The sequence below is a fragment of the Streptomyces cinnamoneus genome, from assembly GCF_002939475.1.
GTDB classification, from domain to species: Bacteria; Actinomycetota; Actinomycetes; order Streptomycetales; family Streptomycetaceae; genus Streptomyces; species Streptomyces cinnamoneus_A.
In genome coordinates, this window is record NZ_PKFQ01000001.1 from 5,115,712 (window position 1) to 5,140,589 (window position 24,878).

Consider the following 24,878-nt stretch of genomic DNA (forward strand, 5'->3'; position numbering starts at 1 on the left):
GCCGTAACCTCGGAGGCCGGAGCCCGCCGATCTCGGGACCTTGATTCACACCTTGGGGTTGCTCGCCAGATGACTGCGATTTCGCTTGGAATGCCTTCCGTTCCGACCAAGCTCGCCGACCGCAGGGTCAGCCGCAAGATCCAGGTCGGATCCGTGGCCGTCGGCGGTGACGCCCCCGTGTCGGTGCAGTCCATGACCACCACGCGCACGTCCGACATCGGTGCGACGTTGCAGCAGATCGCCGAGCTGACGGCGTCGGGTTGTCAGATCGTGCGTGTGGCGTGTCCGACTCAGGACGACGCGGACGCGCTGCCGGTCATTGCGAGGAAGTCGCAGATCCCGGTGATCGCGGACATTCACTTCCAGCCGAAGTACGTGTTCGCGGCGATCGACGCGGGGTGTGCGGCGGTGCGGGTCAATCCGGGCAACATCAAGCAGTTCGACGACAAGGTCAAGGAGATCGCCAAGGCGGCTTCCGACGCGGGGACGCCGATCCGTATCGGTGTGAACGCGGGTTCGCTGGACCGTCGTCTGCTGCAGAAGTACGGCAAGGCCACCCCCGAGGCGCTGGTGGAGTCGGCGTTGTGGGAGGCGTCGCTGTTCGAGGAGCACGGCTTCCGCGACATCAAGATCTCGGTCAAGCACAACGACCCGGTCGTGATGGTCAACGCCTACCGGCAGCTGGCCGCCCAGTGCGACTACCCGCTGCACCTGGGTGTGACCGAGGCGGGCCCGGCCTTCCAGGGCACCATCAAGTCCGCCGTGGCTTTCGGGGCCCTGCTCTCCGAGGGCATCGGCGACACCATCCGCGTGTCGCTGTCGGCTCCGCCGGCGGAGGAGATCAAGGTCGGTATCCAGATCCTGGAGTCGCTGAACCTGCGCCAGCGTCGTCTGGAGATCGTCTCCTGTCCGTCCTGCGGCCGCGCGCAGGTGGACGTCTACAAGCTGGCCGAGGAGGTCACCGCCGGCTTGGAGGGCATGGAGGTGCCGCTGCGGGTCGCGGTCATGGGCTGTGTCGTCAACGGTCCCGGTGAGGCCCGTGAGGCGGATCTGGGTGTGGCGTCCGGCAACGGCAAGGGGCAGATCTTCGTCAAGGGCGAGGTCATCAAGACCGTTCCCGAGTCCAAGATCGTGGAGACCCTCATCGAGGAGGCCATGAAGATCGCCGAGCAGATGGAGAAGGACGGCGTCGCCTCCGGCGAGCCCACCATCAGCGTCGCCGGCTGACCCGCCCCGCCCCGAGCGCACCGGCGCCCCGCCCGACCAGGGCGGGGCGCCGCCGTATCCGCCCGCAAGGGAGGTACGGAAAGAGGACGGGAGGTACAGTTCCAAGACCTGTTCCCCCGGGCCATCCGGCCGCGACGGTGAGGCAATCCGACACGTGTTGACGACGACCACCACCAGGGTCCTCGACCCCGGCGACCTCGACGCGGCCCTCGCCGTCCTGGACCGCGACCCGGTGGCCAACGCCTTCGTCGCCGCCCGCGTGAAGATCGCCGGCCTCGACCCCTGGCGGCTCGGCGGCGAGATGTGGGGCTGGTACGCCGACGGCCGTCTGGAGTCGCTCTGCTACGCCGGCGCCAACCTCGTGCCCATCTGCGCCGGTCCCGAGGCCGTACGGGCCTTCGCCGACCGCGCCCGCCGGGCTGGCCGCCGCTGCTCCTCCATCGTCGGTCCCGACCGGGCCACCGCCGAGCTGTGGTCCCTCCTGGAACCGCACTGGGGACCGGCCCGCGAGGTCCGCCCCCACCAGCCGCTCATGGTCACCGAGTCCATGCCGCCGGACGTCGAGCCCGACCCGCTCGTCCGCCGCGTCCGCAAGGACGAGATGGAAACGATCATGCCGGCGTGCGTCGCGATGTTCACCGAGGAGGTCGGCGTCTCACCGATGGCCGGCGACGGCGGACTGCTCTACCAGGCCCGCGTCGCCGAGCTGGTCGGCTCCGGCCGCTCGTTCGCCCGCGTCGAGGACGGCCGGGTCGTCTTCAAGGCCGAGATCGGCGCGGCCACCGACCGGGCCTGCCAGATCCAGGGCGTCTGGGTCGCCCCCGAGCACCGGGGCCGCGGCCTGTCCGTCACCGGCATGGCGGCCGTCCTGGGCTACGCCCTGCGCGAGGTCGCCCCCGTGGTGAGCCTCTACGTCAACGACTACAACACCGCCGCCCGCGCCGCCTACCGACGGGTCGGATTCCGCGAGGTCGGCGCGTTCATGAGCGTGCTGTTCTGAGCGGAGCGGCCCTGATCCCCGGGGTAGCCTCCCGGCATGGATGACATCGCGGTCGGACCGCTCGACCTCGCCCGACGGGTGGACGAGGCACTCGCCGTACAGGCGGTCGCCTTCGGGCTGACGGCGGAGGAGGTCGCCGTACGGCGCCACATCGTGCTCCGCCACCTCGCCTGCCCCGGTGCCCGGGCCCTCGGGGCGACGACGCCGGACGGCCGGCTCGTCGGCTTCGTCTACGGCATGCCGAACGACCGCACGCACTGGTGGTCCACCGTCGTCGAACCGTATCTGCGCACCAACGGCTACGACGACTGGCTGGACGGCTCCTTCGTCATCACCGAACTCCACGTCCACCCCGCCTTCCAGAACCGCCGCATCGGCCGCACCCTCATCACCTCGATCACGGCGACGGCGCAGGAGCGGCGCTCGATCCTGTCGGCCATCGACAAGGAGAGCCCGGCCCGGGCCCTCTACCGCAAGCTCGGCTACCGCGACCTGGCGCGGCACGTGGTCTTCCCGAGCGCCCCGAGTCCGTACGCGGTGATGGGGGCGGAGCTGCCCCTGCAGGGGTGACATATTTCGGTTCGCACGGCCGCCACCTGCCACTAGTCTCCTCGTGATCCCCCTTCGCCCGGCCCGCAGGAGACCGCCATGGCCCACGTCCAGCGCATGTCCACGACGATGCTGAGGACCTTGCGCGACGACCCGGCCGACGCCGAGACCGCCAGCCACCGGCTGCTGGTGCGCGCCGGCTACGTCCGCCGCACGTCCGCGGGCGTCTGGACGTGGCTGCCGCTCGGCAAGAAGGTCCTCGACAACGTCATCCGCGTCGTGCGCGAGGAGATGGACGCCATCGGCGGCCAGGAGGTCCTGCTGCCGGCGCTGCTGCCCAAGGAGCCCTACGAGACGAGCGGCCGCTGGGAGGAGTACGGCGACCTGCTCTTCCGGCTGCGCGACCGCAAGGGCGCGGAGTACCTCCTCGGGCCCACGCACGAGGAGATCTTCACGCTGACGGTCAAGGACCAGTGCACGTCCTACAAGGACCTGCCCGTGATCCTCTATCAGATCCAGACGAAGTACCGCGACGAGGCGCGGCCCCGCTCCGGGGTGCTGCGCGGCCGCGAGTTCCAGATGAAGGACTCGTACTCCTTCGACACCACCGACGAGGGCCTGGCCGAGTCCTACCGGCTGCACCGTGCCGCGTACGCGCGCGTCTTCGAGCGCCTGGGCCTGGACCACCGCGTCGTCTCCGCCGTCTCGGGGGCGATGGGCGGCTCGCGGTCGGAGGAGTTCCTCGCCCCCGCGGCGGCCGGCGAGGACACGTTCGTGGACTGCCCCTCGTGCGACTACGCGGCCAACACCGAGGCGGTGACGGCCGTCGTGGCGAGCTCCGACCCGTCCGGGCACGGCCCGATGGAGGAGCTGGACACCCCCGGCACGCCCACCATCGAGAGCCTCGCCCGGCACCTGGGCGTGCCCGCCTCCGCGACCCTCAAGAACCTCCTGGTGAAGGTCGACGGCGAGATCACCGCGGTCGGCGTGCCCGGCGACCGGGAAGTGGACCTCGGCAAGCTGGGTGAGCATCTCGCCCCCGCCGTCGTCGAGTTGGTCACCGCCGAGGACTTCACCGGCCGGCCCGACCTCGTCCGCGGCTACGTCGGCCCGCAGGGGCTGAAGATCCGTTACATCGCCGACCCGCGCGTCGCGCCCGGCACGGCCTGGGTGACCGGCGCCAACAAGCCCGACACACACGCTCGCGACGTCGTCTGCGGCCGCGACTTCGAGGTGGACGACTACCTGGACGTGGTCGTCGTCGAGCCCGGGGACCCCTGCCCCGCCTGCGGAGCGGGACTGGAGATCGGGCGGGCGATCGAAATCGGCCACATCTTCCAACTGGGCCGGAAGTACGCCGACGTCTTCGGCCTGGACGTCCTCGGCCCGCAGGGCAAGCCCGTGCGGGTCACGATGGGGTCGTACGGCATCGGCGTCTCCCGGGCCGTGGCCGCGCTCGCCGAGCAGACGCACGACGGAGCCGGCCTGTGCTGGCCCCGCGAGGTGGCCCCGGCGGACGTCCACGTCGTGGCGGCGGGCAAGGCGGCCCAGACGGAACTGGCCTCGGCCCTCGCCGAGCGGCTCGCCGGGGCGGGGGTCCGCGTGCTGCTGGACGACCGCGCGGGCGTCTCGCCGGGTGTGAAGTTCACCGACGCGGAACTGATCGGCGTGCCGACGATCCTCGTCGTGGGACGAGGTGCCCCCGACGGAGTCGTCGAACTGAAGGACCGTCGCACGGGCCACCGCGAGGACCTGCCGGTGGAGGAGGCGGTGGCGCGGCTGGCGGAGCTGGCGCGGGGCACGCGCTGACGCGTGGCCTCGGCAGGGGCGGGGCGAGTCCCCGCCCTTCCCGGGTGCGTGCGCCCTGTCGGGCCCCGCACGGCACCTCGCCGCGTCGTCGCGTCAGCCGGGGACGTCCGGTCCGAGGCGGCTGCTCCGCCCCGTCGGACACCCCCTAGAGCAACCCCGCGAATTCCAGGAGGAGTTCGCCCCGGGCCTTCGCGCCCAGGGCGAGTTCGTGCGCTCCGGCCTCCGCCGTGCGGAAGAGCGTCCAGCCCCGCAGCCGGTCCCGGTCGACCTCCAGCGACTCCGCCAGCTTCGCCACCCGGCGCCGCGCCGCGGCCGCGGCGCCCGGCGACGCCAGCAGCGTGTCGAGCCGGTCGCGCACCAGCCACGCCAGGTCGTAGGCGCGCTCGCCCACCAGGGGCCGGGGTGCGATCGCCAGCCACGGAGCGCGGTCGCCCGCCAGGACGTTGCCCTGGTGGAACTCGCCGTGCAGCAGCACGTCCGGCTCCCCGGCCGGGCCGTCCGCCAGGCCGTCCCGCACCTCCAGCGCCTCGTCCAGCAGCGCACGCGCGTCCGCCGCCCACGGCAGTTCGCGGCGCTCCCGCAGCACACCGGCCAGGGCGGCCGTGTGTGCGGCCACGCCGGGGAGGTTCCCGGCCGGCGGCGGCACCCACAGCCGCTGCAGCGTCGCGGCGGCCTCCAGCTGGGCCTTCGCCTCGGCCAGCGACCGCAGGCTGACGTCGCCGTGCAGCCGCTCCAGGAGCAGCGCCCCGGCGTCCGTGTCCGCGCGCAGCACGCGCACCGCCGAGCGGCCGTCCCAGTGGGCCAGCGCGGCGTGTTCGAGGGCGGCCGTGCCGTCGGGCAGGCAGAGCTTGAGCGCGGCGGGCGTGCCGTCGGACAGGCGCACGAGGACGACCATGCTGGTGCGCCCGCCGGGCTCCTGTACCCGTTCGGGCGTCAGTTCCCAGCGCGCGCAGATCTCCCGCACGCGGTCCGGCAGGGTCGCGAGCCACTGGTGCGCGTCGGCGCCCGGCGCGAGGTCGGAGCCCAGGGTCCGAACCAGCCGTTCCGGCGGTTCGAGGCGGTCGTCAACGTTGGCCATGTCCCCGAGCTGTCCCTTTCGTTTGTCGCTCGCCGTCGGTCAGGCCCGTTCGGTGAGCCCAGGGAAGGCTACGCTGCCGCCGCGCCAGCGCACCGCCCGCACCGCCGCTTCCCGCAGCCCCGCGGCCGCCTCGCCCCGCAGGCCACCGGTGGCGGCCCGGACGAGGTCGGCGTACACGGCCGCCAGGCGGCTCTCCAGTTCGACCGCGAGGCGCACCGCCGCCGCCTGGTCCGGCACGGGGAACGGGAGCGCGTACGCGGGCGCCGCCGCCTCCGGTTCGGCGCCCAGGTCGCGCACCGCGCGGCTCATCGCGTCCCTGCGCGCGCGGTGTGCGTCGTACGCCTCCCGCGCCTCCGCCGCGCGCGCGTCGTCGACGCGCCCGCCCACCACGCCGTAGCCGTAGACCGTGGCGTGTTCGGCGGCGAGGGCGGCCTGGGCCGCCGCCAGCGTCTCGCGTCCGGCCCGGGAGGCGGGGGTGCGCGTGGTCGCCGTCATCAGTCGCCTCCGGTGAGCAGGTACGCGTGGGCCGCGCCGGCCGCCGCCACGGAGGCGAGCAACCGGGCGAGTTCGGGCGGGGCGGTGCCCAGGGCCGCGGTGCGGGCGTCGGCGGCGCGGCGCTCGGCGTCGGCGAGCGTGGCGAGGGCCGACTTCTCATCGAGCGGCGTGCCGCCCCCGCCGCCAGCCCCGGCCGAGGGGGCGGGGGAGGGGGAGGCCGGCGGCGGGGCGGAGGCCCCGCGGGCGGCGAACGCCTCGGCGTGCCGGGCGACTTCGTCCCGCAGGGGCCGCAGCCGGTCGGCGAGGGCCGCGTGCGCGGCGATGACGGCGTCGTACTGCTCCAGCAGCGCGGCCGAATCCGCCCGGGCGCGCTCGCGCAGCCTCCGCGCGGCCGAGGCGTTCTCGTCCGCGCCGGTGGCCTCGGAGGAACAGCCCGTGAGCAGCGCCGAGGCGCCGCCGGCGAGCAGGGCGGCCGCGCCCTGCGCCAGTACCCTGCGTCTGCGGGGGCCGCCCTGGGCCCGCGTCGTCGTGAGCGGCACGATCCTCTTTCCGCCTCGTCCGTGTCCCCGGTCGTCCCCGTCCGGCGTGATCACCGCACGCGAGCGTACCGGCGCGCGACGTGCCAGCCGCGGACCGGGCACCGAATCGTCAGTCGGCTGCCGGAACAGATAGGCTTTGACCTGACACGCGTCTTTCCCACAACAGCACACGCGGCCGAGGAGTCACCCGGATGAGCACCACCCAGAGCGAGCGGCTGCGCGAGCTGCTGGCCCCTCTCGTGAGCGCGCGGGAGCTGGACCTGGAAGAGGTCGAGGTGACACCGGCCGGCAAGCGGCGTGTGCTGCGCATCGTCGTGGACTCCGACGAGGGCGTGCAGCTGGACACCTGCGCGGACCTGAGCCGCGACGTCTCCGCCAGGCTCGACGAGACGGACGTGATGGGCGGAGCCCCCTACGTCCTGGAGGTCACGTCGCCCGGCGCCGACCGTCCCCTGACCCAGCACCGTCACTACGTCCGTGCCACCGGCCGGCTGATCAAGGCGCAGCTCGTCGAGGGCGGCGAGCTGGTCGCCCGGATCGTGGCCGTGGACGACGAGGGTCTCGACCTGGAGGTGCCGGGCGTCAAGGGCCGCAAGCCCACGGCCCGCAGGCTGGCCTTCGCCGAGATCGCGAAGGCGCGCGTGGAGATCGAGTTCAACCGCAAGTCCGGTCGGGACGCCGAAGAGGCCGTAGCCGAGACCGACGAGAGCCAAGAGGAGGCGTAGCCGTGGACATCGACATGAGTGCCCTGCGGGGTCTGGTGCGAGAGAAGGAGATCTCCTTCGACCTGCTGGTCGAGGCGATCGAGTCGGCCCTCCTCATCGCGTACCACCGCACCGAGGGAAGCCGCCGCCGCGCCCGCGTCGAGCTGGACCGGTCGTCCGGCCACGTGACGGTGTGGGCCAAGGAGGACCCGCAGGACCTCGCCGAGGGCGAGGAGCCCCGCGAGTTCGACGACACCCCGTCCGGTTTCGGCCGGATCGCCGCGACCACCGCCAAGCAGGTCATCCTCCAGCGTCTGCGCGACGCCGAGGACGAGATCACTTTCGGTGAGTTCGCGGGTCGCGAGGGCGACGTCGTCGCGGGCGTCGTGCAGCAGGGCAAGGACCCGAAGAACGTCCTGGTCGACATCGGCAAGCTGGAAGCCATCCTGCCGGTCCAGGAGCAGGTGCCGGGCGAGGAGTACAAGCACGGCACGCGTCTGCGGACGTACGTCGTCCGGGTGGCCAAGGGCGTGCGCGGCCCGTCCGTGACGCTTTCGCGCACCCACCCGAACCTGGTGAAGAAGCTCTTCGCCATGGAGGTCCCGGAGATCGCGGACGGCTCGGTGGAGATCGCCGCCATCGCCCGCGAGGCCGGTCACCGCACCAAGATCGCGGTTCGCTCGACCCGCTCCGGCCTGAACGCCAAGGGGGCCTGCATCGGCCCGATGGGCGGCCGCGTCCGCGCGGTCATGGCCGAGCTGCACGGCGAGAAGATCGACATCGTCGACTGGTCGGACGACCCCGCCGAGCTGGTGGCCCACGCTCTGTCCCCCGCACGGGTGAGCAAGGTCGAGGTCGTGGACCTCGCCGCCCGCTCCGCCCGGGTGACCGTGCCCGACTACCAGCTCTCCCTCGCCATCGGCAAGGAGGGGCAGAACGCCCGGCTCGCGGCCCGGCTCACCGGCTGGCGGATCGACATCCGTCCGGACACCGAGCAGCAGCAGACCGACTGAGCACGGCGCACGGAAGCGGCCGGGGGCGCGTACGCAGCGCCCCCGAGCGGCCCGGAAGGTCCGTAAAACGACCCTCGCGGGCCGCGCCGGCCCGGGCCTCCCACGGCCCGGAAACCGACAACCGGCCGATCTTGGCCGAAACGTATACGCGCACGATCAGTGCCCCGAAGGGGTGAGGTCGGCGTGGGGAGGTAGACTTAACCAGTGTCTGGCCGGACGCATGCCCGCGCATGCCCTGAGCGCACCTGTGTGGGGTGCCGGGAGCGAGCGGCCAAGGGCGAAGTGCTGCGGACCGTGATGATCGAGGGCGCCTGCGTCCCCGATCCACGCGGTACGCTGCCCGGCCGGGGTGCTTCCGTGCACCCGACACTGGTCTGCCTCGATCTGGCGGTACGCCGCCGGGCGTTCCCCCGGGCCTTCAAGGTCCCGGGACCGCTCGACACCGCGGAGCTGCGCCGGTACCTGGAGCGGACCGAGCGGTAAAGAGATCGAGCGGCGATGAGTTAGGCCCCGCCTCTGCGGGGATGTCCCAGGCACGGGTATCCGTGCAGTCAGGTACCTCGCGAGTTGGAAGTAGGTCGAGATTGCGATGAGCACTCGATGAGTACGCGATGAGTACGCCCATGAAGTAGCGACGGTCCGGTGGACAACCCGGACCTAGAAGGAGCGAAGTGGCTAAGGTCCGGGTATACGAACTCGCCAAGGAGTTCGGAGTCGAGAGCAAGGTCGTCATGGCCAAGCTCCAAGAACTTGGTGAATTCGTCCGTTCGGCGTCCTCGACCATCGAGGCGCCGGTCGTCCGTAAGCTGACCGACGCTTTGCAGGGTCCCGGTGGCAACGCCGGTAAGCCCGCTGCGAAGCCCGCGGCGCCGCGCAAGGCTGCGCCCGCGAAGCCTGGTGCCCCCACTCCGGGCGCCCAGGCCCGTCCCGCCGCCCCGGCCAAGCCGGCCGCGGCCCCCACCCCCAAGCCCGCGAGCGCCGGCCCCGCGCCGTCGCCCGCCCCGCGCCCCGGCCCGAAGCCCGGTCCCGCGGCGCCCAAGCCCGCTCCGGCCGCGCCCGCGCAGCCCGAGTTCCAGGCTCCGCCGTCGGCCCCCGCGCCGTCCGCGCCCAAGCCCGGCGTCACCCCCGGCCCGCGCCCCGGCGGCGCCCGTCCGGGTCCCGCCGGCCAGCGTGACGGCGGCCGTCCCGAGCGCGCCCCGCGCCCGGGTGGTCCCGGTGAGCGTGCCCCGCGTCCCGGTGGCGCCCGTCCGGCCGGTCCCCGTCCGGGCAACAACCCCTTCACCTCCGGTGGCTCCACCGGCATGGCCCGCCCGCAGGCCCCCCGTCCCGGTGGCGCCCCGCGTCCCGGCGGCCAGGCCGGCCCCGGCGGCCCGCGTCCGCAGGGCGGCCCCGGCGGTGCCCCGCGTCCGCAGGGTCAGGGCGGTGCCCGTCCGACCCCCGGCGGCATGCCCCGTCCGCAGGCTCCCGGTGGCGCCCCGCGTCCCGGCGCGCCCGCCGGTAACCGTCCGAACCCGGGCATGATGCCGCAGCGTCCCGCTGCCGGCCCGCGTCCGGGCCCCGGCGGCGGCGGTCGCGGTCCCGGCGGCGGCGGTGCCGGTCGTCCCGGCGGCGGTGCCGGTCGTCCCGGCTTCGCCGGTCGTCCGGCCGGTCCCGGCGGCGGCGGTCGTCCCGGTGGCGGCGGCGGCTTCGCCGGTCGTCCCGGTGGCGGTGGCCCCGGTGGCGGCGGCGGCTTCGGCGGCGGTCGTCCGGGCTTCGGCGGTCGTCCCGGCGGTCCCGGTGCCCGTGGTGGCACGCAGGGTGCCTTCGGCCGTCCCGGCGGTCCGGCCCGTCGTGGCCGCAAGTCCAAGCGTCAGCGGCGCCAGGAGTACGAGGCCATGCAGGCCCCGTCGGTCGGCGGCGTGATGCTGCCCCGCGGCGGCGGCGAGACCATTCGCCTGTCGCGCGGTGCCTCCCTCACCGACTTCGCGGAGAAGATCGGCGCCAACCCGGCGTCGCTCGTCGCCGTGATGATGAACCTCGGCGAGATGGTCACGGCCACGCAGTCCGTCTCGGACGAGACGCTGCAGCTCCTCGGCGGCGAGATGAACTACACCGTTCAGATCGTGAGCCCCGAGGAGGAGGACCGCGAGCTGCTCGAGTCGTTCGACATCGAGTTCGGTGAGAACGAGGGCGGCGAGGAGATGCTCGTCGCGCGTCCGCCGGTCGTGACCGTCATGGGTCACGTCGACCACGGTAAGACGCGACTGCTCGACGCCATCCGCAAGACCAACGTGGTCGCGGGCGAGGCCGGTGGCATCACCCAGCACATCGGTGCCTACCAGGTCGCGACCGAGGTCAACGACGAAGAGCGCAAGATCACCTTCATCGACACCCCGGGTCACGAGGCGTTCACCGCCATGCGTGCCCGTGGTGCGAAGTCGACCGACATCGCGATCCTCGTGGTGGCGGCCAACGACGGTGTCATGCCGCAGACGATCGAGGCCCTGAACCACGCCAAGGCGGCCGACGTGCCGATCGTGGTCGCGGTCAACAAGATCGACGTCGAGGGTGCCGACCCGACCAAGGTGCGCGGTCAGCTCACCGAGTTCGGTCTGGTGGCCGAGGAGTACGGCGGCGACACCATGTTCGTCGACATCTCCGCCAAGCAGGGTCTGAACATCGACAGCCTGCTGGAGGCCGTGATCCTCACCGCGGACGCCTCGCTCGACCTGCGCGCCAACGCGGAGCAGGACGCGCAGGGCATCGCGATCGAGGCCCACCTCGACCGTGGCCGCGGCGCCGTGGCCACCGTGCTCGTCCAGCGCGGTACCCTCCGCGTCGGCGACACGATGGTCGCCGGTGACGCCTACGGCCGTGTCCGCGCGATGCTCGACGACAAGGGCCAGAACGTGGAAGAGGCGGGTCCGTCGACCCCGGTCCTCGTCCTCGGTCTGACCAACGTCCCGGGCGCCGGCGACAACTTCCTCGTCGTCGACGAGGACCGCACGGCTCGCCAGATCGCCGAGAAGCGCGCTGCGCGTGAGCGCAACGCCGCCTTCGCCAAGCGCACCCGCCGGGTGTCCCTCGAGGACCTCGACAAGGTGCTCAAGGCCGGCCTGGTGCAGGACCTCAACATCATCATCAAGGGCGACGCGTCCGGTTCGGTGGAGGCTCTCGAGTCCTCGCTGCTCCAGCTCGACGTCGGTGAAGAGGTCGACATCCGCATCCTGCACCGCGGTGTGGGTGCGGTCACCGAGTCGGACATCAACCTGGCGACCGGCTCCGACGCCATCGTCATCGGCTTCAACGTCCGCGCCGAGGGCCGTGCCACGCAGATGGCCGAGCGCGAGGGCGTCGACGTCCGGTACTACTCGGTCATCTACCAGGCGATCGAGGAGATCGAGGCGGCCCTGAAGGGCATGCTGAAGCCGGAGTACGAAGAGGTCGAGCTCGGTACGGCGGAGATCCGCGAGATCTTCCGCTCGTCCAAGCTGGGCAACATCGCGGGTGTCCTCATCCGCTCCGGCGAGGTCAAGCGCAACACCAAGGCGCGCCTCATCCGCGACGGCAAGGTCATCGCGGAGGAGCTCAACATCGTCGGTCTGCGTCGCTTCAAGGACGACGTCACCGAGATCCGCGAAGGCTTCGAGGGCGGTATCAACCTCGGAAACTTCAACGACATCAAGATCGACGACGTCATCGCGACGTACGAGATGCGCGAGAAGCCGCGCGGCTGAATCGCATAGCTCGACAGGGGCCGGTCGGCGGATCATATTTCCGTCGATCGGCCCCGGCCGTTGCGTGTACGGTTCGAAGGGTCGTACCCAACACGCACCCCCGGACCGGGGTGCGCCACACGCCTCCCGGGTGGGCTTCACCCGTCACGCATGTATGTAGGGACACTGTCCTTCGACCTGCTCCTCGGCGACGTCCGGTCGCTGAAGGAGAAGCGCTCCGTCGTCCGCCCGATCGTCGCCGAGCTGCACCGCAAGTACGCGGTCAGCGTGGCGGAGGTGGGCGACCAGGACCTCTACCGCCGGGCCACGATCGGTGTGGCGGCGGTCTCCGGGGACGCGGGGCACCTCACGGACATACTGGACCGCTGCGAGCGCCTGGTCGCCGCACGGCCCGAAGTGGAGCTGCTGTCGGTACGGCGGCGGTTCCACGGCGACGACGACGACTGAGCGGTCGGCGGTCGCCGCAAGCACAATGGTGGAAGACGAGAAGGAGAAGGACCAGTGGCCGACAACGCGCGGGCGAAGAGGCTGGCGGACCTCATTCGCGAGGTGATCGCCCAGAAGCTGCAGCGCGGAATCAAGGACCCGCGGCTCGGCTCGCATGTGACCATCACGGACACCCGGGTGACCGGCGACCTGCGGGAGGCCACGGTCTTCTACACGGTCTACGGCGACGACGAGGAGCGTGCCAGCGCGGCCGCGGGCCTGGAGAGCGCCAAGGGCATCCTGCGCTCCGAGGTCGGCCGGGCGGCGGGCACCAAGTTCACGCCGACGCTGACCTTCGTGGCGGACGCCCTGCCGGACAACGCCCGGACCATCGAAGACCTCCTCGACCGGGCGCGCGCCTCGGACGCCCAGGTGCGCCAGGCCTCCTCCGGCGCCACCTACGCCGGCGAGGCCGACCCGTACCGCAAGCCGGGCGAGGACGACGAGGCCACCGGGACCGACAAGGACGCCGCCGCCGAATGAAGGAGAAGTACAGCGGCCCGGACGGCCTGATCGTCGTCGACAAGCCGGCCGGTTTCACCTCGCACGACGTCGTCGCCAAGATGCGCGGCATCGCCCGCACCCGGCGCATCGGTCACGCGGGGACGCTCGACCCGATGGCGACCGGTGTGCTCGTCCTCGGCATCGAGCGGGCCACCAAGCTCCTCGGTCACCTCGCGCTGACCGAGAAGGAGTACGTGGCGACCATCCGGCTCGGGCAGAACACGGTGACCGACGACGCCGAGGGGGAGATCACCTCCTCCGTCGACGCCTCGGCGGTCACCCGTGAGGCCGTCGACGCCGGCGTCGCCAAGCTCACCGGCGCCATCATGCAGGTCCCGTCCAAGGTCAGCGCCATCAAGATCGACGGCAAGCGCTCGTACAAGCGGGCACGCGAGGGCGAGGACTTCGAGATCCCCGCCCGCCCGGTGACGGTCTCCGCCTTCACCGTGCACGCCGTGCACGCCGCCGAGGCGGCGGACGGCACGCCGGTGCAGGACCTGCTGGTCTCCGTCGTCTGCTCCTCCGGCACCTACGTCCGGGCGCTGGCCCGGGACCTGGGTGCGGACACGGGCGTCGGCGGCCACCTCACCGCGCTGCGGCGCACCCGCGTCGGCCCGTACCGGATCGGCGACGCCCGCACGCTCGACCAGCTCCAGCAGGAGCTGACCGTCATGCCCGTCGAGGAGGCCGCCTCGGCCGCCTTCCACCGCTGGGACGTGAACGAGCAGCAGGCCCGTCTGCTGGGCAACGGCGTCCGGATCAAGATCCCCGCCTTCGGCTCCACGGGACCGATCGCGGTCTTCGGGCCGGACGGCCGCTTCCTCGCCCTGATCGAGGACCAGGGCGGCAAGGCCAAGAGCCTGCTCGTCCTCGCCTGACGGCGTCCGCCGCGGGCCCGGCGGTACCGCACACCGTGGGGCGGGGAGCGTGTGATCCACGCGCTCCCCGACCCACGATCCCCCTCCCACTGGTCTCTATCCATCCGGGACGGATGATTCACCCCAACGGGCAGGCGCTCGGAGTGAACCACGGGGGTGGAAGGGGGCGCGTTCAGCCTGAGACCTGGTTTCGCCGATCATCCGCTGCCTACCGTCGTGTGTACGAGCACGGCGGGGAGGTTCGACGGATGAACGGTCGGCGGGCCGATGCCGAAGAGTCGCTGGTACGCATCCGCGACCTCGCCGGGCGGGCGAGGGGCACGGGATTCCTGCTGGACGACCGCGGCACACTGATCACCAGCCACGAGGCGGTCGACGGCCTCGCGCGCCTCGTGCTGCACGCGCAAGGGGAGCTGACCTGCGTCGTCGGCGCCGAGAACGTCACCGTCCTGCCCGAGTTCGACCTGGCCCTCGTGCGGACCGAGGGCCTGTGCGTCCCCCCGCTGCCCGTCGCCGCGGCCGAGCGGGTGGAGGGCGGCAAGGAGGTCCGGCTGCGCGCCGGCCTCTGGCAGAGCGCACGGGTCGTCGGGGACGTGCCGGTCACCTACACCGCCACGGACCGCTTCCACCTGCTCGGTACCGCGCTCGAGCTGTCGCTCTCCGAGCGCGCGGGCCTGCGGCTGGGCGAGGAGGCCACCGGCGGCCCCGTCTTCGACGCCACCACCGGGGCGGTCGTCGCCGTCCTCGGTACCGCGCTCCAGGCCGAGCGCCGGGCCTCCGGCTTCGCCATCCCCCTGCGCGCCGCCGCCCTGGCCGCGCCCGGCGGCCCCCTCGCCGCGGTCCTCGACCGCAACGCCGCCACCGTCCCCGCCTACGGCCCCGACCTCAACCTCGCCGGCGCGCTCCAGCTCACCGCCACCGCCCTGGGGTCGGTCGTCACCCCCCGCGTCTGGCGCGACCCCGTGGAGCGCCCCGAGACCGAGCGCGAGTTCGCCCGCTTCCTCGACGTGGAGCCGGGCGACGCGACCGAGCCGTACGTGCTGGGCCTGGTGGGCGATCCCGGCACGGGCCGGACGACGGAGCTGGGCGCGCTCGCCGGCCGCCGGGCGCGCGGCGCCGAGCCCGCCCCCACGCTCTGGCTGCGGGGCGCGGACCTCATGGTCGGCGACGAGAGCGTGCGCGACGCGATCGAGCGGGCCCTGAAGGCCGCCGGCCGGATCGTCACCGCCTCGGCCGGCCCCGGCGGCACCATCGGGGACACCGCGGCCGCCACCCCCGAGTCCGTCGCCGAGCTGGCCCGCCGCATGGGCCGCCCGCTGCTCGTCCTCCTCGACGGCCCCGAGGAGATGCCGCCCGTCCTCGCGCACGGCCTGCCCGAATGGACGGCCGCCACCGCGCGGTGGCTGCGCCGCCACTCCGCCCGGCTCATCGTCGCCTGCCGCCCCGAGCACTGGGAGACGGCGGGCGCCCTCTTCCCGGCCGGCGCCCTCCACGCCCCCGGCGGCCACTGCGCCCCGCCCGCCACCTCGGGCCCCGCCCTGCCGCCCTGCACCCGGATCGCCGACCTCACCCCGGCCCAGGCCGCCGAGGTCCGGGCGTCCCACGCCATCCCGCCGGACGCGATCGACCCCGCCGACGCCGACCACCCCCTCACCCTGCGCCTCCTCGCGGAGATCCGCGCGGCGCTGCCCGACGGCACGGAGGGCGCCGGCGGCAGCGGCGAGGCCGCCCCCGACCGGTGGGACGTCTTCACCGCCTACCTCGACCTCGTCTGCCTGCGCATCGCCGTGCGGCTGGCCGCCGCCCGCCGGCCGCCCCTGCGCGGCCCGGCGGTCCGGCGCCTGGCGGCGCGGGTCGCCGGCCAGGTCCACGAGGCGGCCCGGCGCTGCCTCGGCCCGGGCCAGGGGGAGCTGGAGCGGGAGGCGTTCGAGGAACTGTTCCCCTGGCGCACGGGCTGGGCGTCCGCGGTGCTCACCGAGGGCCTCCTCGTCCCGGCCGGCGCCGGGTACCGCTTCGCCCACGAGGAGTTCGCCGACTGGCTGCAGGGCGCGCACCTCGACCTCGACGCCGCGCTGCACGCCCTCGTCCACCGCTGGTACGAGCCGGAGGGCCCGCCCGCCGAGGCCGCCGTCCGGCTGCCGTCCCGCTCGGGCGGCGGGCCGGCCCCCGCCCCCAAGGGCCATGTGCCGCCCCCGCCCGGCTCCGCCGCCGCGGGCCGGCCGGGGGCCGCCCGCCGGCGCAAACGCGGCGACCGGCCGGAGCCCCCCACCCTCCTGCCGGTGCCCCGCCACCGCATCGGGCCCGTGCTCCAGGCCCTCCTCCTGCTGGCCCGCCGCTCGGGCCCCACGGAGCTGTCCCGCCGCCTCAGCGCCCTGGTCCACGCCGTGGAGACCCTCGCCCAGCGCGCCGAGAAGACGACGGGCCGGACGCGGACCGCCGACAGGACCGCCACGAGCGGCGACAAGGGCCTGGCGACGCAGGCCGCGAGCGCGGCGGACCAGCGGAAGGGGGCGGCGGCGCGGAAGGACGCGGCCGCGCGGGACGAGAGCGTCCGGGCCGTCAGCGACCCCTCCTGGTGGGCCGCGCACCTCCTCGGCGAGGCGCTGCTGCGCGTGCCCGACGCCACGCCCTATCTCTGCGTGCTGCGCCTGCTCGCCGAGCGCGTCACCGCTCGCTCGCTCGCCGTGGGCGGTTTCGACGGCGAGGACGCCCACAAGCTGGGCGGCCTCGCCGAATTCGGTCCCTGGTTCTGGCTCCGGCTGCCCCTGCGGCTCGCCGACCGGCTGGAACTGCTGCGCATCCTGCTCCCGGCCGACGGCCCGCCTCCCGGCGCGGCCCCGGACCGGGGGCCGGACGACGCGGAGCCCACCGGGCGGCGCGCCCTGGAAGCGACGGAGGGCGAGCCCGGCGAGGACCGGCCGGCCGGAGACGACGACCAGCCGGCCCCCGTCGCCGCCGGCACCGGCGCGCGCGTCCCCGGCCAGACCAGGCGCCCCGGCACCCGCCGGCGCGGCGAGGACGCCGCCGCCACCGCCCGCACGGCCACCGTCCCCGGCCAGCGGACCGCCGGGGAGGCGGGGGACGACCAGCCCGGCCCGCCGCAGGCCGACCGCTTCCTCACGGCCGTCGCCGGGCTCCTGACCACGGACCCCTGCGCCGCCCAGCCCCTGATCTGCCGCTGGTTCACCGACGACCGGCCCCTGCAGACGGCCCCCGAGGCCGACGGCGTGAAGCTCACCGTCTCCACCGCGGCCCAGGCCCTCCTCCACACCCACCGCCGGCGCGCCATCGACGACCTCGCCGAGGCGCTCGTCGAGGCGGGGCACCCCCGCGCCGACGAACTGCTGTCCGACCTCGCCGAGGACGAGCCCTCGGCGCTCTGCCGGGCCGTCGACCGCTGGGCCCACGACGAGCGCGTCGAGCGGCACGTCGCCGCCGCCGCGTACGGCCTCAAGGCCGCGCCCCACGTCACCACGGAGGCCGACCGGGAGCTGCTGCGCTTCTCCGCGCTCGCCATGCTCGACCGCCCCTCCGAGGTCGCCCTCCACGGCACGGCGCTCGCCCTGCTCGTCGGGGACCGGGAGACCAGGGCCAGGCACCTGCCGCAGGCGCTCGCCCGCTTCGCCGCCGGCGACCACCACCTGACGCCCCAGGTGCTGGCCCCGGCCCTGGCCACCCATCCCGAGCCCGTGCTGGCCGCCTTCCGGGCCCGCCTGTACGAGCCGGGGGAGCGGCCCGCCGCCGTCCTGCGCACCCTCGCGGGCGTCACCGCCCCCGCGCTGGCCCGCCGCGTCGCGGCACTGGTGCGCGAGCACGTCGAGCACCGCCCCGAGGGCGCGCAGAACGCCGCCGCGTTCGTCGACCGGCGGCTGGAGGAGGGACCCGCCGCCCGCGCCGTGCTCTTCCCGCTCGTCGTGGACCTGGTGCGTACGCGTCCCGCCCACGTCCGCCGCGCCCTGGCGCCGGTCCTGGCGTCCCCCGGCACCCCCCTGTCGCGCCCGCTGCGCCAGGAGCTGCTGGAGGTGCTGATGGAGCGCGAGGAGTACGGGCCGTACGAGCGCGAGGTCACGGTCCTCGACACGCTGCTGCGCGCCGTGGCCGAGGGCGCCGCCGAGCGCACCGAGGCCCGCACCCGTGACCTCGTCCACCGCACGGGACTGCTGATGGCCCGCACACCCGAGGGCGCGGCCTGCTTCGACCGGCGGCTGACCCAGCTGGCCAGGGAGGTGCCGGTCTTCGGCGACCAGGTTCGCGGCTGGCTGAAATCCGCGCCCGCCCAGTGGGCCGTGGTCGTGGGCCCGAGCGCACGGATCAGGCTGACCGCTGGACGCGAGAAGGGAGACGGGAGGGGCAAGGGGGACTCGAAGGAACCCGCGGACCCGGCGGACGTGACGACCGGTACACCGGCCGATGCGGGGCGCAGACAACCGGCATGGCACTCTTAGTCCTGCGTCATCAGACAGACAAAGGTTCGGGTTCGGGCGAGGAGCGGGCACAGTGCAGCGCTGGCGTGGCTTGGAGGACATCCCCCAGGACTGGGGGCGCAGCGTCGTCACCATCGGCTCGTACGACGGGGTGCACCGGGGGCACCAGCTGATCATCGGCCGGGCCGTGGACCGGGCGCGCGAGCTGGGGGTGCCGTCGGTCGTGGTGACCTTCGACCCGCACCCCAGCGAGGTCGTCCGGCCGGGCAGCCACCCGCCGCTGCTGGCACCGCACCACCGGCGTGCGGAGCTGGTGGCGGAGCTGGGTGTGGACGCGATGCTGATCCTGCCGTTCACGGCGGAGTTCTCGCGGCTCTCGCCCGCCGACTTCGTGGTGAAGGCGCTGGTCGACAAGCTGCACGCGAAGCTCGTCGTCGAGGGCCCCAACTTCCGCTTCGGCCACCGGGCGGCCGGCGACGTCGAGTTCCTCAAGAAGCTCGGCACGACGTACGACTACGACGTCGAGGTCGTCGACCTGTACGTGTCGGGCGAGGCCGGGGGCGGGCAGCCGTTCTCCTCGACGCTCACCCGGCGCCTGGTCGCCGAGGGCGACGTCGCGGGCGCGATGGAGATCCTGGGCCGTCCGCACCGCGTCGAGGGCGTCGTGGTCCGCGGCGCGCAGCGCGGCCGCGAGCTGGGCTTCCCCACGGCCAACGTGGAGACGCTCCCGCACACGGCGATCCCGGCGGACGGGGTCTACGCGGGCTGGCTGACCGTGGCGGGCGAGGCGATGCCCGCCGCCATCTCGGTCGGTACGAACGTCCAGTTCGACGCCACCGAGCGCACGGTGGAGGCCTATGCGATCGACCGGGTCGGCCTTGAGCTGTACGGGCTGCACGCGGCCGTCGACTTCCTGGCCTACCTGCGCGGGATGGAGAAGTTCGACTCCATCGAGGCGCTGCTGGAGTGCATGGCCGACGACGTGAAGCGCTCCCGCGAGCTGGTGGCGGCGCACGAGGCGGCCGTGGTCGCGGGCTGACACCCGCACACCGCCGGTACGGACGAAGAGGGCCCCGGGCGGGCGCGGTCACCGCGCCCGCCCGGGGCCCTCTTCCCTGTCCTACTGCTGCGGCGGCATGGGCCAGCCGCCGTCCTGCTGGGGGTACGGGCCCGGCTGCGGCTGACCGGCGCCGTACGGGTGGTACGGACCGGGGGCCGGAGCGGGCTGGCCCGCCTGCACGGCCTCGGGCGCGTACGCCCCCGGCACCGGCGGGGCCTGGTGGGGAGCGGCGTACAGGCCCTGTTGCTGCTGGGCGCGGACGAAGTCCTCGGCGACCATGGCGGACAGGTTGAAGTACGCCTCGCGGGTCTTCGGCCGCATCATGTCGAGGTCGACCTCCGCGCCCGCCGCGAGGTGCTCGTCGAACGGCACGACGACGACACCGCGGCAGCGGGTCTCGAAGTGCGACACGATGTCCTCCACCTTGATCATCTTGCCGGTCTCACGGACGCCGGAGATGACGGTGATGCTGCGGGAGACCAGGTCGCCGTAGCCGTGTGCCGCGAGCCAGTCGAGCGTCGTGCTCGCGCTGCTCGCACCGTCGACCGACGGCGTGGAGATGATGATCAACTGGTCGGCGAGGTCCAGGACTCCGCGCATGGCGCTGTAGAGGAGACCGGTGCCCGAGTCGGTGAGGATGATCGGGTACTGCCTGCCCAGCACGTCTATGGCGCGGCGGTAGTCCTCGTCGTTGAACGTGGTGGAGACGGCCGGGTCCACGTCGTTGGCGATGATCTCCAGTCCGGAGGGCGCCTGGGAGGTGTAACGGCGGATGTCCATGTAGCTGTTGAGGTGCGGGATCGCCTGGACGAGGTCACGGATCGTGGCTCCCGTCTCCCGTCGTACGCGGCGGCCGAGCGTGCCGGCGTCGGGGTTGGCGTCGATCGCGAGGATCTTGTCCTGCCGCTCGCTGGCGAGCGTCGAGCCGAGCGCGGTGGTGGTGGTCGTCTTGCCGACGCCGCCCTTGAGGCTGATCACCGCGATGCGGTAGCAGGAGAGCACGGGCGTGCGGATCAGCTCCAGCTTGCGCTGCCGCTCGGCCTCCTCCTTCTTGCCGCCGAACTTGAACCGGGTGCCGGCGCTCTGCTTCTTCGGCTTGGGCTTGCCCTTGAGCAGCCGCTCCGAGGACAGCTCCACGGCCGCCGTGTAGCCCAGGGGCGCGCCGTGCACGGAACGCTGCCGCTGCTCGGGCGTCACGGTGGGCCAGCCGCCGGTCCGGGGGTCGACGGGGGAGCCGGCGCCGTCAGGCTGGCCGGGGTAGCCGGCGTGCCCGGGGTAGCCGGGGTGGGCGGCGGGGGCCGCCTCGGCCTGTGCCGGGTGCACGGCGGGAGGCAGCGCGCCGGGCTGGGGCTGCGGTTGCTGCGGCTGCGGGGCCTGCGGGGCTCCTTCGGTGCCGGGGAACGGCGCGGGCGCACCGGGGTGGGGCGCGTACGGGCCGGGGGCGCCGGGGAACGGCTGGCCGGGCACCGGCTGTGCGGGGGCCTGCTGGCCGGGGAACCCGGGGTACGCGGCCGGGGGCAGCGCGCCGGGCTGGTCACCGGCGGGGTACGGGAAGCCGGGGGTGGGCTGGGGCGCGGGGGCGCCGGGCCCGGGATAGCCGTAACCGCCGTGTGCTGCGGGGGCGTGGGGGGCCGGCGGGGTGGCCGTGGGGTAGCCGTTCGGGACACCCGGGGCCGGGTAGCCGTAACCGGCCTGGGGAGCGGCGGGGGTGGGGTAGCCGTAGCCGCCCTGGGGGGCCGCCGGCGGCATGGCCGGCGCCTGCGGTGCGGCGGGGGCCGGGGCGGGGGCGCCGCCCGGGCCGGGGTAGCCGTAACCGCCCGGGGGCGTGGGGGAGTTGCCCGGCGGCACGGCAGTGGCGGGCGCGTCCGTCTCCGGTGTGTCCGCCGTGTCCGGCGTGGCCGTGGCGGGGGCGGCGGCCGGGGCGCTCTCGTCGGCCGGCGTCCCGCCGTCCTGCGCTGCCGCTTCGGCCGTCGCCCCGGCGGTCTCTCCTGCCGTCATCTCCTTCGCCTGCGTCTCCTGCGGCGATGCCGACGGCCCGTCCTCCGCCGCCGGGGCGTCGGAGGACGCGGCGTCCCCGGCCTCGGAGTGCGGAACCGGGACGTCGTCCTGCCGCGCGTCCGGGCTCGCCTGCGCGGGGGCGGCGACGGGGAAGGCGGCTGCGGGAGCCGGCGCGGCGGGGGCGGGGTAGCCGTAACCGCCCTGCGGTGCGGCCGGGGCCGCGGGGGCGCCCGGATGCGGCGTGTACGGGGCGGCCGGCGCCGGGGCCTGGGCGGCCGGCGGCCAGGTGGCGGCGGCACCGCCCGGCGCCGGAGCGGCGGGCGGGAAGTCGGGGGGCAGCGGGGGCAGCGGGACCGGCGCGGCGGCCGGCGTCCAGCTGTCCGCGGGGGCCGCCGGCGAGGTCGCGGGCGGAGGCGTGGGCGCGGCCTCGTCCGACGGGGCGGGGGCCGGGGCGGAGGCGTCGGCTTCGCCCGGCTTGTCCGAGTCCTCGGCGTGCTGGGCGACTTCGTCCCGCACTGCGGCGGGCGAGAACCGCATGGTGGCCTGGCTCTGCACGTCACCTGTGCCGGCGGGGGAGCCGGAGTCGGTGTCGGCGGCGGCCGGTGCGGGCTCGGCGGCGGCCGTGGACGCCACCGGGGTCACGGGCGCGGCCGGCGCCGGGGGCAGGGGGTCGCCGGAGGGCGGCGGAGCCGCGGCGGCCGGGCCGCCGGTCTGCGGCGCGCTCTGCGTGTACCACGCGGGCGGCGTGTAATCGATGGTGAACTCGCCCGTGTGCTCGGGTTCGTGGTCAAGGTCGTGCTCGGCGTCGGGCCGGTCTTCGCCGGCTGTCCTCCCGGCCGCGCGGAGCTCGTCCCGATCGCTGCTCACAATGCCTCCTGCTGGTGTGGTCCGGCACCCGTGGATCCGTCCGCGGGGCCGACCGTTCCTGTCGCCGATCGCCCGGATGTCCCTGTCTGCCCGTCACGCGACAGGCCCGTCGCCGGGTTCTCCAGTGCGTACGTTCATACAGACTAATCGCCGTCCGCATCACTGCGGCAGGCCCGCCCCCACCCCACCAACCGCCCCTCGGTGAAACAAGGCTTCCCGGCGGAAGGCGGGACACACCGTGCTGTCAGTCCTCACGCACCGTGCTGTCAGTCCATGCGCCGGGCCGCGCCGAGGAGCCCCGTCTCGGGCTCCGTCGGCTGCGTGGCGACGTACATGCGGGACGTGCGGGTGCACCACAGCGTGACCCCGTCGGGCAGCGTGGAGAGCGCCTCGACGTCGGTCGCCGACAGACGCATCAGACGGCCGATCTGCCGCGCCTCGTCGGGGGAGACGCGCTGGACGCCGACGAGGTCGGCGTGGCCCATCAGCCGGGGGGCGATAGGGCTCAGGTAGGGCAGCAGCGTCAGCACGGACTGCCAGGGGCTGCTGGCGACACGGCCCCGTGGGGGCCGCACGCCGCAGTCGCGGACGACGAGCACGGGACTGTGCACGGACGGCCCCTGCGGGGGCACCCGGCCGACGTCGTGGAGGGTGACGCACTGCTGGCCGCCGTTGGCCGACTGGGCGAGGCCGGTCCACAGCTGCCGCCGTCCCGTCTCGACCGCGACGCGGGCGCCCGTGCCGACCGTGCGCAGCGCGATGACCTGGGCTGTCCAGGCGCCGCCCACGAGGACGACGTCGAACGGGGTGGGCCGGCCGAGTCCCAGCACGGCGGCCACGCCCTGCTCGTCGGCGCCGATGACCACTCCGTCGTCGCCGACGGGCAGCGCCAGCGTCTCGAACTGCTCGGGCGGCAGCTCGTGCCGGCCGCGCCGCGGGCCGAGGAGGCCGAAGCCGGGGCGTGCCCGGCGCGCGGGGGCCGCCGGATCGGGTGAGGGCGAAGTGGTGGTCATCAACGTGTTCCTCCCAGCGGCAGGGTGGCGAGGACGCCGGGCACCTGTTCGTGGTCCAGGCGCACCAGACCGACCTTCACGCCGCGGGCGGCTCGCTCCAACTCGCGTCGCACCGTGCCCAGTTCGTCCGCACTGCGCCCGCATATCCGGAGGTGTCCGGTGAGGGTGGGAGCGTGCAGTCCGTCCACGTTGCGGCCGCGGCCGAGCGTCAGGCTCAGCGTGGTCGACAGGGCGGGCAGCGAGGTGAGGAGCGCGGCCAGCTGCGGCAGCGAGGCCGCGCCGCCGCCCAGCCGCGGCCAGCGGCCCACCCAGTAGGTCGTGTGCCAGCGGTCGTCGCACCGCCAGGCCCGCGGCGTCTCCGCGGTACGGCGCGTGGGAGCGCCCGCGCGGCCGGCCTGGGCGGTGGCGGCGGGGTTGACGTCGGCGGCCGTCGCGAGGGCGGCTATCAGCGCGTCCTCGGACAGCAGGGTCGCCGTGAAGTCGGCGCCCTCCAGCCGGCTCGCCAGCTGGTTGGCCGCCCGAAGGACACAGAGCCGGGCGCCCTCCACGCCGCCGCCGCGGGCCTCGACGGCCTCCGCGCACAGTTCGGGGTCGAGCTTGAGCGCCACCCAGGTCTGCCGGACGGCGGGTGAGCCCGTGAGCTCCTGCAAGGGGGCGTAGTTGCGCGTGGCCAGCCCCTGGGCGGGCAGGTGCGGGGCGGGCGCGGGCAGGGCGCTCTGCACGACCTGCACGGACTCCAGCCGGATGCCGTCGACGTCCATCGCGTCGCGCAACAGGCCCAGCGGCAGCGCCTGCTCCGCCCTGTTGGCGCGCAGCGGCCGGTCGACGGTCTCGATCCGCAGCACCGCCGACACGAACGTGCCGTCACCGACCAGTCCGACCGTCCGCCGCTCGCGGTCGGTGAAGGACTCGGTCCGCAGGGCGGGCTCGCACTCCACCACGGGGGCCAGGCGCGGGTCCGTCCCCGCGGTCACGGGCACGGCCCGGCGCTCCCGGCGCCGCAGCGCCACCGCCGACGTCAGCCACTCGGTGACCGGCCGGCTGCCCCGGCGCACCAGCGCCAACAGCAGCAGGACGACGGCCAGCACGGCCGCGGGCAGCACCAGCAGCTGGTCGGCCGCCCAGGCGGCGAGCACCAGGGCCGCCGCCACCTCGATCAGCACGAGCTGCTGCAACCGCACCGGTCCCAGCGCCCCGCGACCCTGGGCGGGCCGGGGGACGACCGCGTCCGCACCGGCCCCCGGGCCGCTCCCAGCCCGTATGCGCGTGGCGGCAGCCATTGCCCTCAAGCCCCCTCAAATAACCCGGAAAACACCCTGGGGAGCCGTCCGGTCTCCCTGCCGGTACAGTCCCCGGACGTCGTGTGCCGATCACCTACGGGCATAGTAGAGGCTCGGTACGACACCGGGACCGACAGGGCGGCACCGGCCGCCGCGGGCGATCCCGGGGCGGCGGCACCCGGCGAACCGGGCGAGGCATGCGCGGCGATCGCAGCACACGAACCAACGGGGGAGAAGC

The 24,878-nt window shown here is 74.4% G+C and carries 19 protein-coding genes; 13 read left to right on the forward strand and 6 right to left on the reverse strand.

From position 1 onward, the window contains the following. The first annotated feature begins 69 nt into the window (after positions 1–69). From ispG to CYQ11_RS23045, 4 genes are all read left to right on the forward strand, one after another. Positions 70–1,227 carry a flavodoxin-dependent (E)-4-hydroxy-3-methylbut-2-enyl-diphosphate synthase gene (ispG, locus tag CYQ11_RS23030; protein WP_086570274.1) on the forward strand — a complete coding sequence of 386 codons (1,158 nt, stop codon included), beginning with the start codon at positions 70–72 and terminating at the stop codon, positions 1,225–1,227. A gap of 154 nt (positions 1,228–1,381) precedes the next feature. Beyond that, the gene (locus tag CYQ11_RS23035; RefSeq protein WP_099200950.1) at positions 1,382–2,227 is read left to right on the forward strand and encodes a GNAT family N-acetyltransferase; all 846 of its coding nucleotides are present in this window, start codon (positions 1,382–1,384) and stop codon (positions 2,225–2,227) included. 36 nt (positions 2,228–2,263) lie between these two features. Further along, a complete protein-coding gene (locus tag CYQ11_RS23040; RefSeq protein ID WP_099200949.1) occupies positions 2,264–2,797 on the forward strand; it encodes a GNAT family N-acetyltransferase in 534 nt (177 codons plus the stop codon). A 78-nt stretch (positions 2,798–2,875) separates the two neighbouring features. After that, positions 2,876–4,585: a proline--tRNA ligase gene (locus tag CYQ11_RS23045; protein WP_099200948.1), complete on the forward strand. Its 1,710-nt coding sequence runs from the start codon at positions 2,876–2,878 to the stop codon at positions 4,583–4,585. A 145-nt stretch (positions 4,586–4,730) separates the two neighbouring features. Here the strand turns inward: CYQ11_RS23045 and CYQ11_RS23050 are convergent, their stop codons facing one another. From CYQ11_RS23050 to CYQ11_RS23060, 3 genes are read right to left on the reverse strand one after another with little or no spacing between them, the layout of a single operon-like run. Then, a complete protein-coding gene (locus CYQ11_RS23050) occupies positions 4,731–5,663 on the reverse strand; it encodes an aminoglycoside phosphotransferase family protein (protein WP_099200947.1) in 933 nt (310 codons plus the stop codon). 39 nt (positions 5,664–5,702) lie between these two features. Then, positions 5,703–6,158, reverse strand: coding sequence for a ferritin-like domain-containing protein (locus CYQ11_RS23055; RefSeq protein ID WP_099200946.1), 456 nt, complete (start codon positions 6,156–6,158; stop codon positions 5,703–5,705). Further along, positions 6,158–6,697, reverse strand: a complete 540-nt coding sequence (locus CYQ11_RS23060) for a hypothetical protein (RefSeq protein ID WP_338105672.1) — start codon at positions 6,695–6,697, stop codon at positions 6,158–6,160. Before CYQ11_RS23060 ends, CYQ11_RS23055 begins: the two co-directional genes overlap by 1 nt. 191 nt (positions 6,698–6,888) lie before the next feature. On the opposite strand from CYQ11_RS23060, the gene rimP reads away from it, so the two are divergent. From rimP to CYQ11_RS23105, 9 genes are all read left to right on the forward strand, one after another. Further along, positions 6,889–7,422, forward strand: a complete 534-nt coding sequence (gene rimP, locus CYQ11_RS23065) for a ribosome maturation factor RimP (protein WP_099200945.1) — start codon at positions 6,889–6,891, stop codon at positions 7,420–7,422. 2 nt (positions 7,423–7,424) lie between these two features. Continuing rightward, positions 7,425–8,414, forward strand: coding sequence for a transcription termination factor NusA (gene nusA / locus CYQ11_RS23070; protein WP_099200944.1), 990 nt, complete (start codon positions 7,425–7,427; stop codon positions 8,412–8,414). A gap of 204 nt (positions 8,415–8,618) precedes the next feature. Continuing rightward, complete coding sequence (locus CYQ11_RS23075; RefSeq protein ID WP_099200943.1) at positions 8,619–8,897, forward strand: YlxR family protein; 279 nt, start codon at positions 8,619–8,621, stop codon at positions 8,895–8,897. A gap of 188 nt (positions 8,898–9,085) precedes the next feature. Next, the gene (gene infB / locus CYQ11_RS23080) at positions 9,086–12,130 is read left to right on the forward strand and encodes a translation initiation factor IF-2 (RefSeq protein WP_099200942.1); all 3,045 of its coding nucleotides are present in this window, start codon (positions 9,086–9,088) and stop codon (positions 12,128–12,130) included. A 150-nt stretch (positions 12,131–12,280) separates the two neighbouring features. After that, positions 12,281–12,577 carry a DUF503 domain-containing protein gene (locus CYQ11_RS23085; protein ID WP_099200941.1) on the forward strand — a complete coding sequence of 99 codons (297 nt, stop codon included), beginning with the start codon at positions 12,281–12,283 and terminating at the stop codon, positions 12,575–12,577. Between the two features lie 54 nt (positions 12,578–12,631). Beyond that, positions 12,632–13,099 (forward strand): 30S ribosome-binding factor RbfA, encoded by a 468-nt coding sequence (gene rbfA / locus CYQ11_RS23090; protein ID WP_099200940.1) that lies wholly within the window; start codon positions 12,632–12,634, stop codon positions 13,097–13,099. Next, entirely contained in the window at positions 13,096–13,998 is a 903-nt protein-coding gene (gene truB / locus CYQ11_RS23095) for a tRNA pseudouridine(55) synthase TruB (RefSeq protein ID WP_099200939.1), read from the forward strand. The genes rbfA and truB overlap by 4 nt, the downstream gene beginning before the upstream one ends. Positions 13,999–14,246: 248 nt before the next feature. Continuing rightward, positions 14,247–18,443: a S1 family peptidase gene (locus tag CYQ11_RS29720; RefSeq protein WP_099200938.1), complete on the forward strand. Its 4,197-nt coding sequence runs from the start codon at positions 14,247–14,249 to the stop codon at positions 18,441–18,443. A gap of 52 nt (positions 18,444–18,495) precedes the next feature. Next, complete coding sequence (locus CYQ11_RS23105) at positions 18,496–19,461, forward strand: bifunctional riboflavin kinase/FAD synthetase (protein ID WP_099200937.1); 966 nt, start codon at positions 18,496–18,498, stop codon at positions 19,459–19,461. A gap of 81 nt (positions 19,462–19,542) precedes the next feature. On the opposite strand, the gene CYQ11_RS23110 is transcribed toward CYQ11_RS23105, so the two are convergent. The 3 genes from CYQ11_RS23110 to eccE all read right to left on the reverse strand — a co-directional run bounded on the left by CYQ11_RS23110 (position 19,543) and on the right by eccE (position 24,640). Beyond that, a complete protein-coding gene (locus CYQ11_RS23110) occupies positions 19,543–22,347 on the reverse strand; it encodes an SCO5717 family growth-regulating ATPase (protein ID WP_099200936.1) in 2,805 nt (934 codons plus the stop codon). A gap of 266 nt (positions 22,348–22,613) precedes the next feature. Next, entirely contained in the window at positions 22,614–23,360 is a 747-nt protein-coding gene (locus tag CYQ11_RS23115; protein ID WP_099200935.1) for a hypothetical protein, read from the reverse strand. Beyond that, a complete protein-coding gene (eccE, locus tag CYQ11_RS23120; protein WP_099200934.1) occupies positions 23,360–24,640 on the reverse strand; it encodes a type VII secretion protein EccE in 1,281 nt (426 codons plus the stop codon). Before eccE ends, CYQ11_RS23115 begins: the two co-directional genes overlap by 1 nt. Positions 24,641–24,878: the final 238 nt, after the last annotated feature.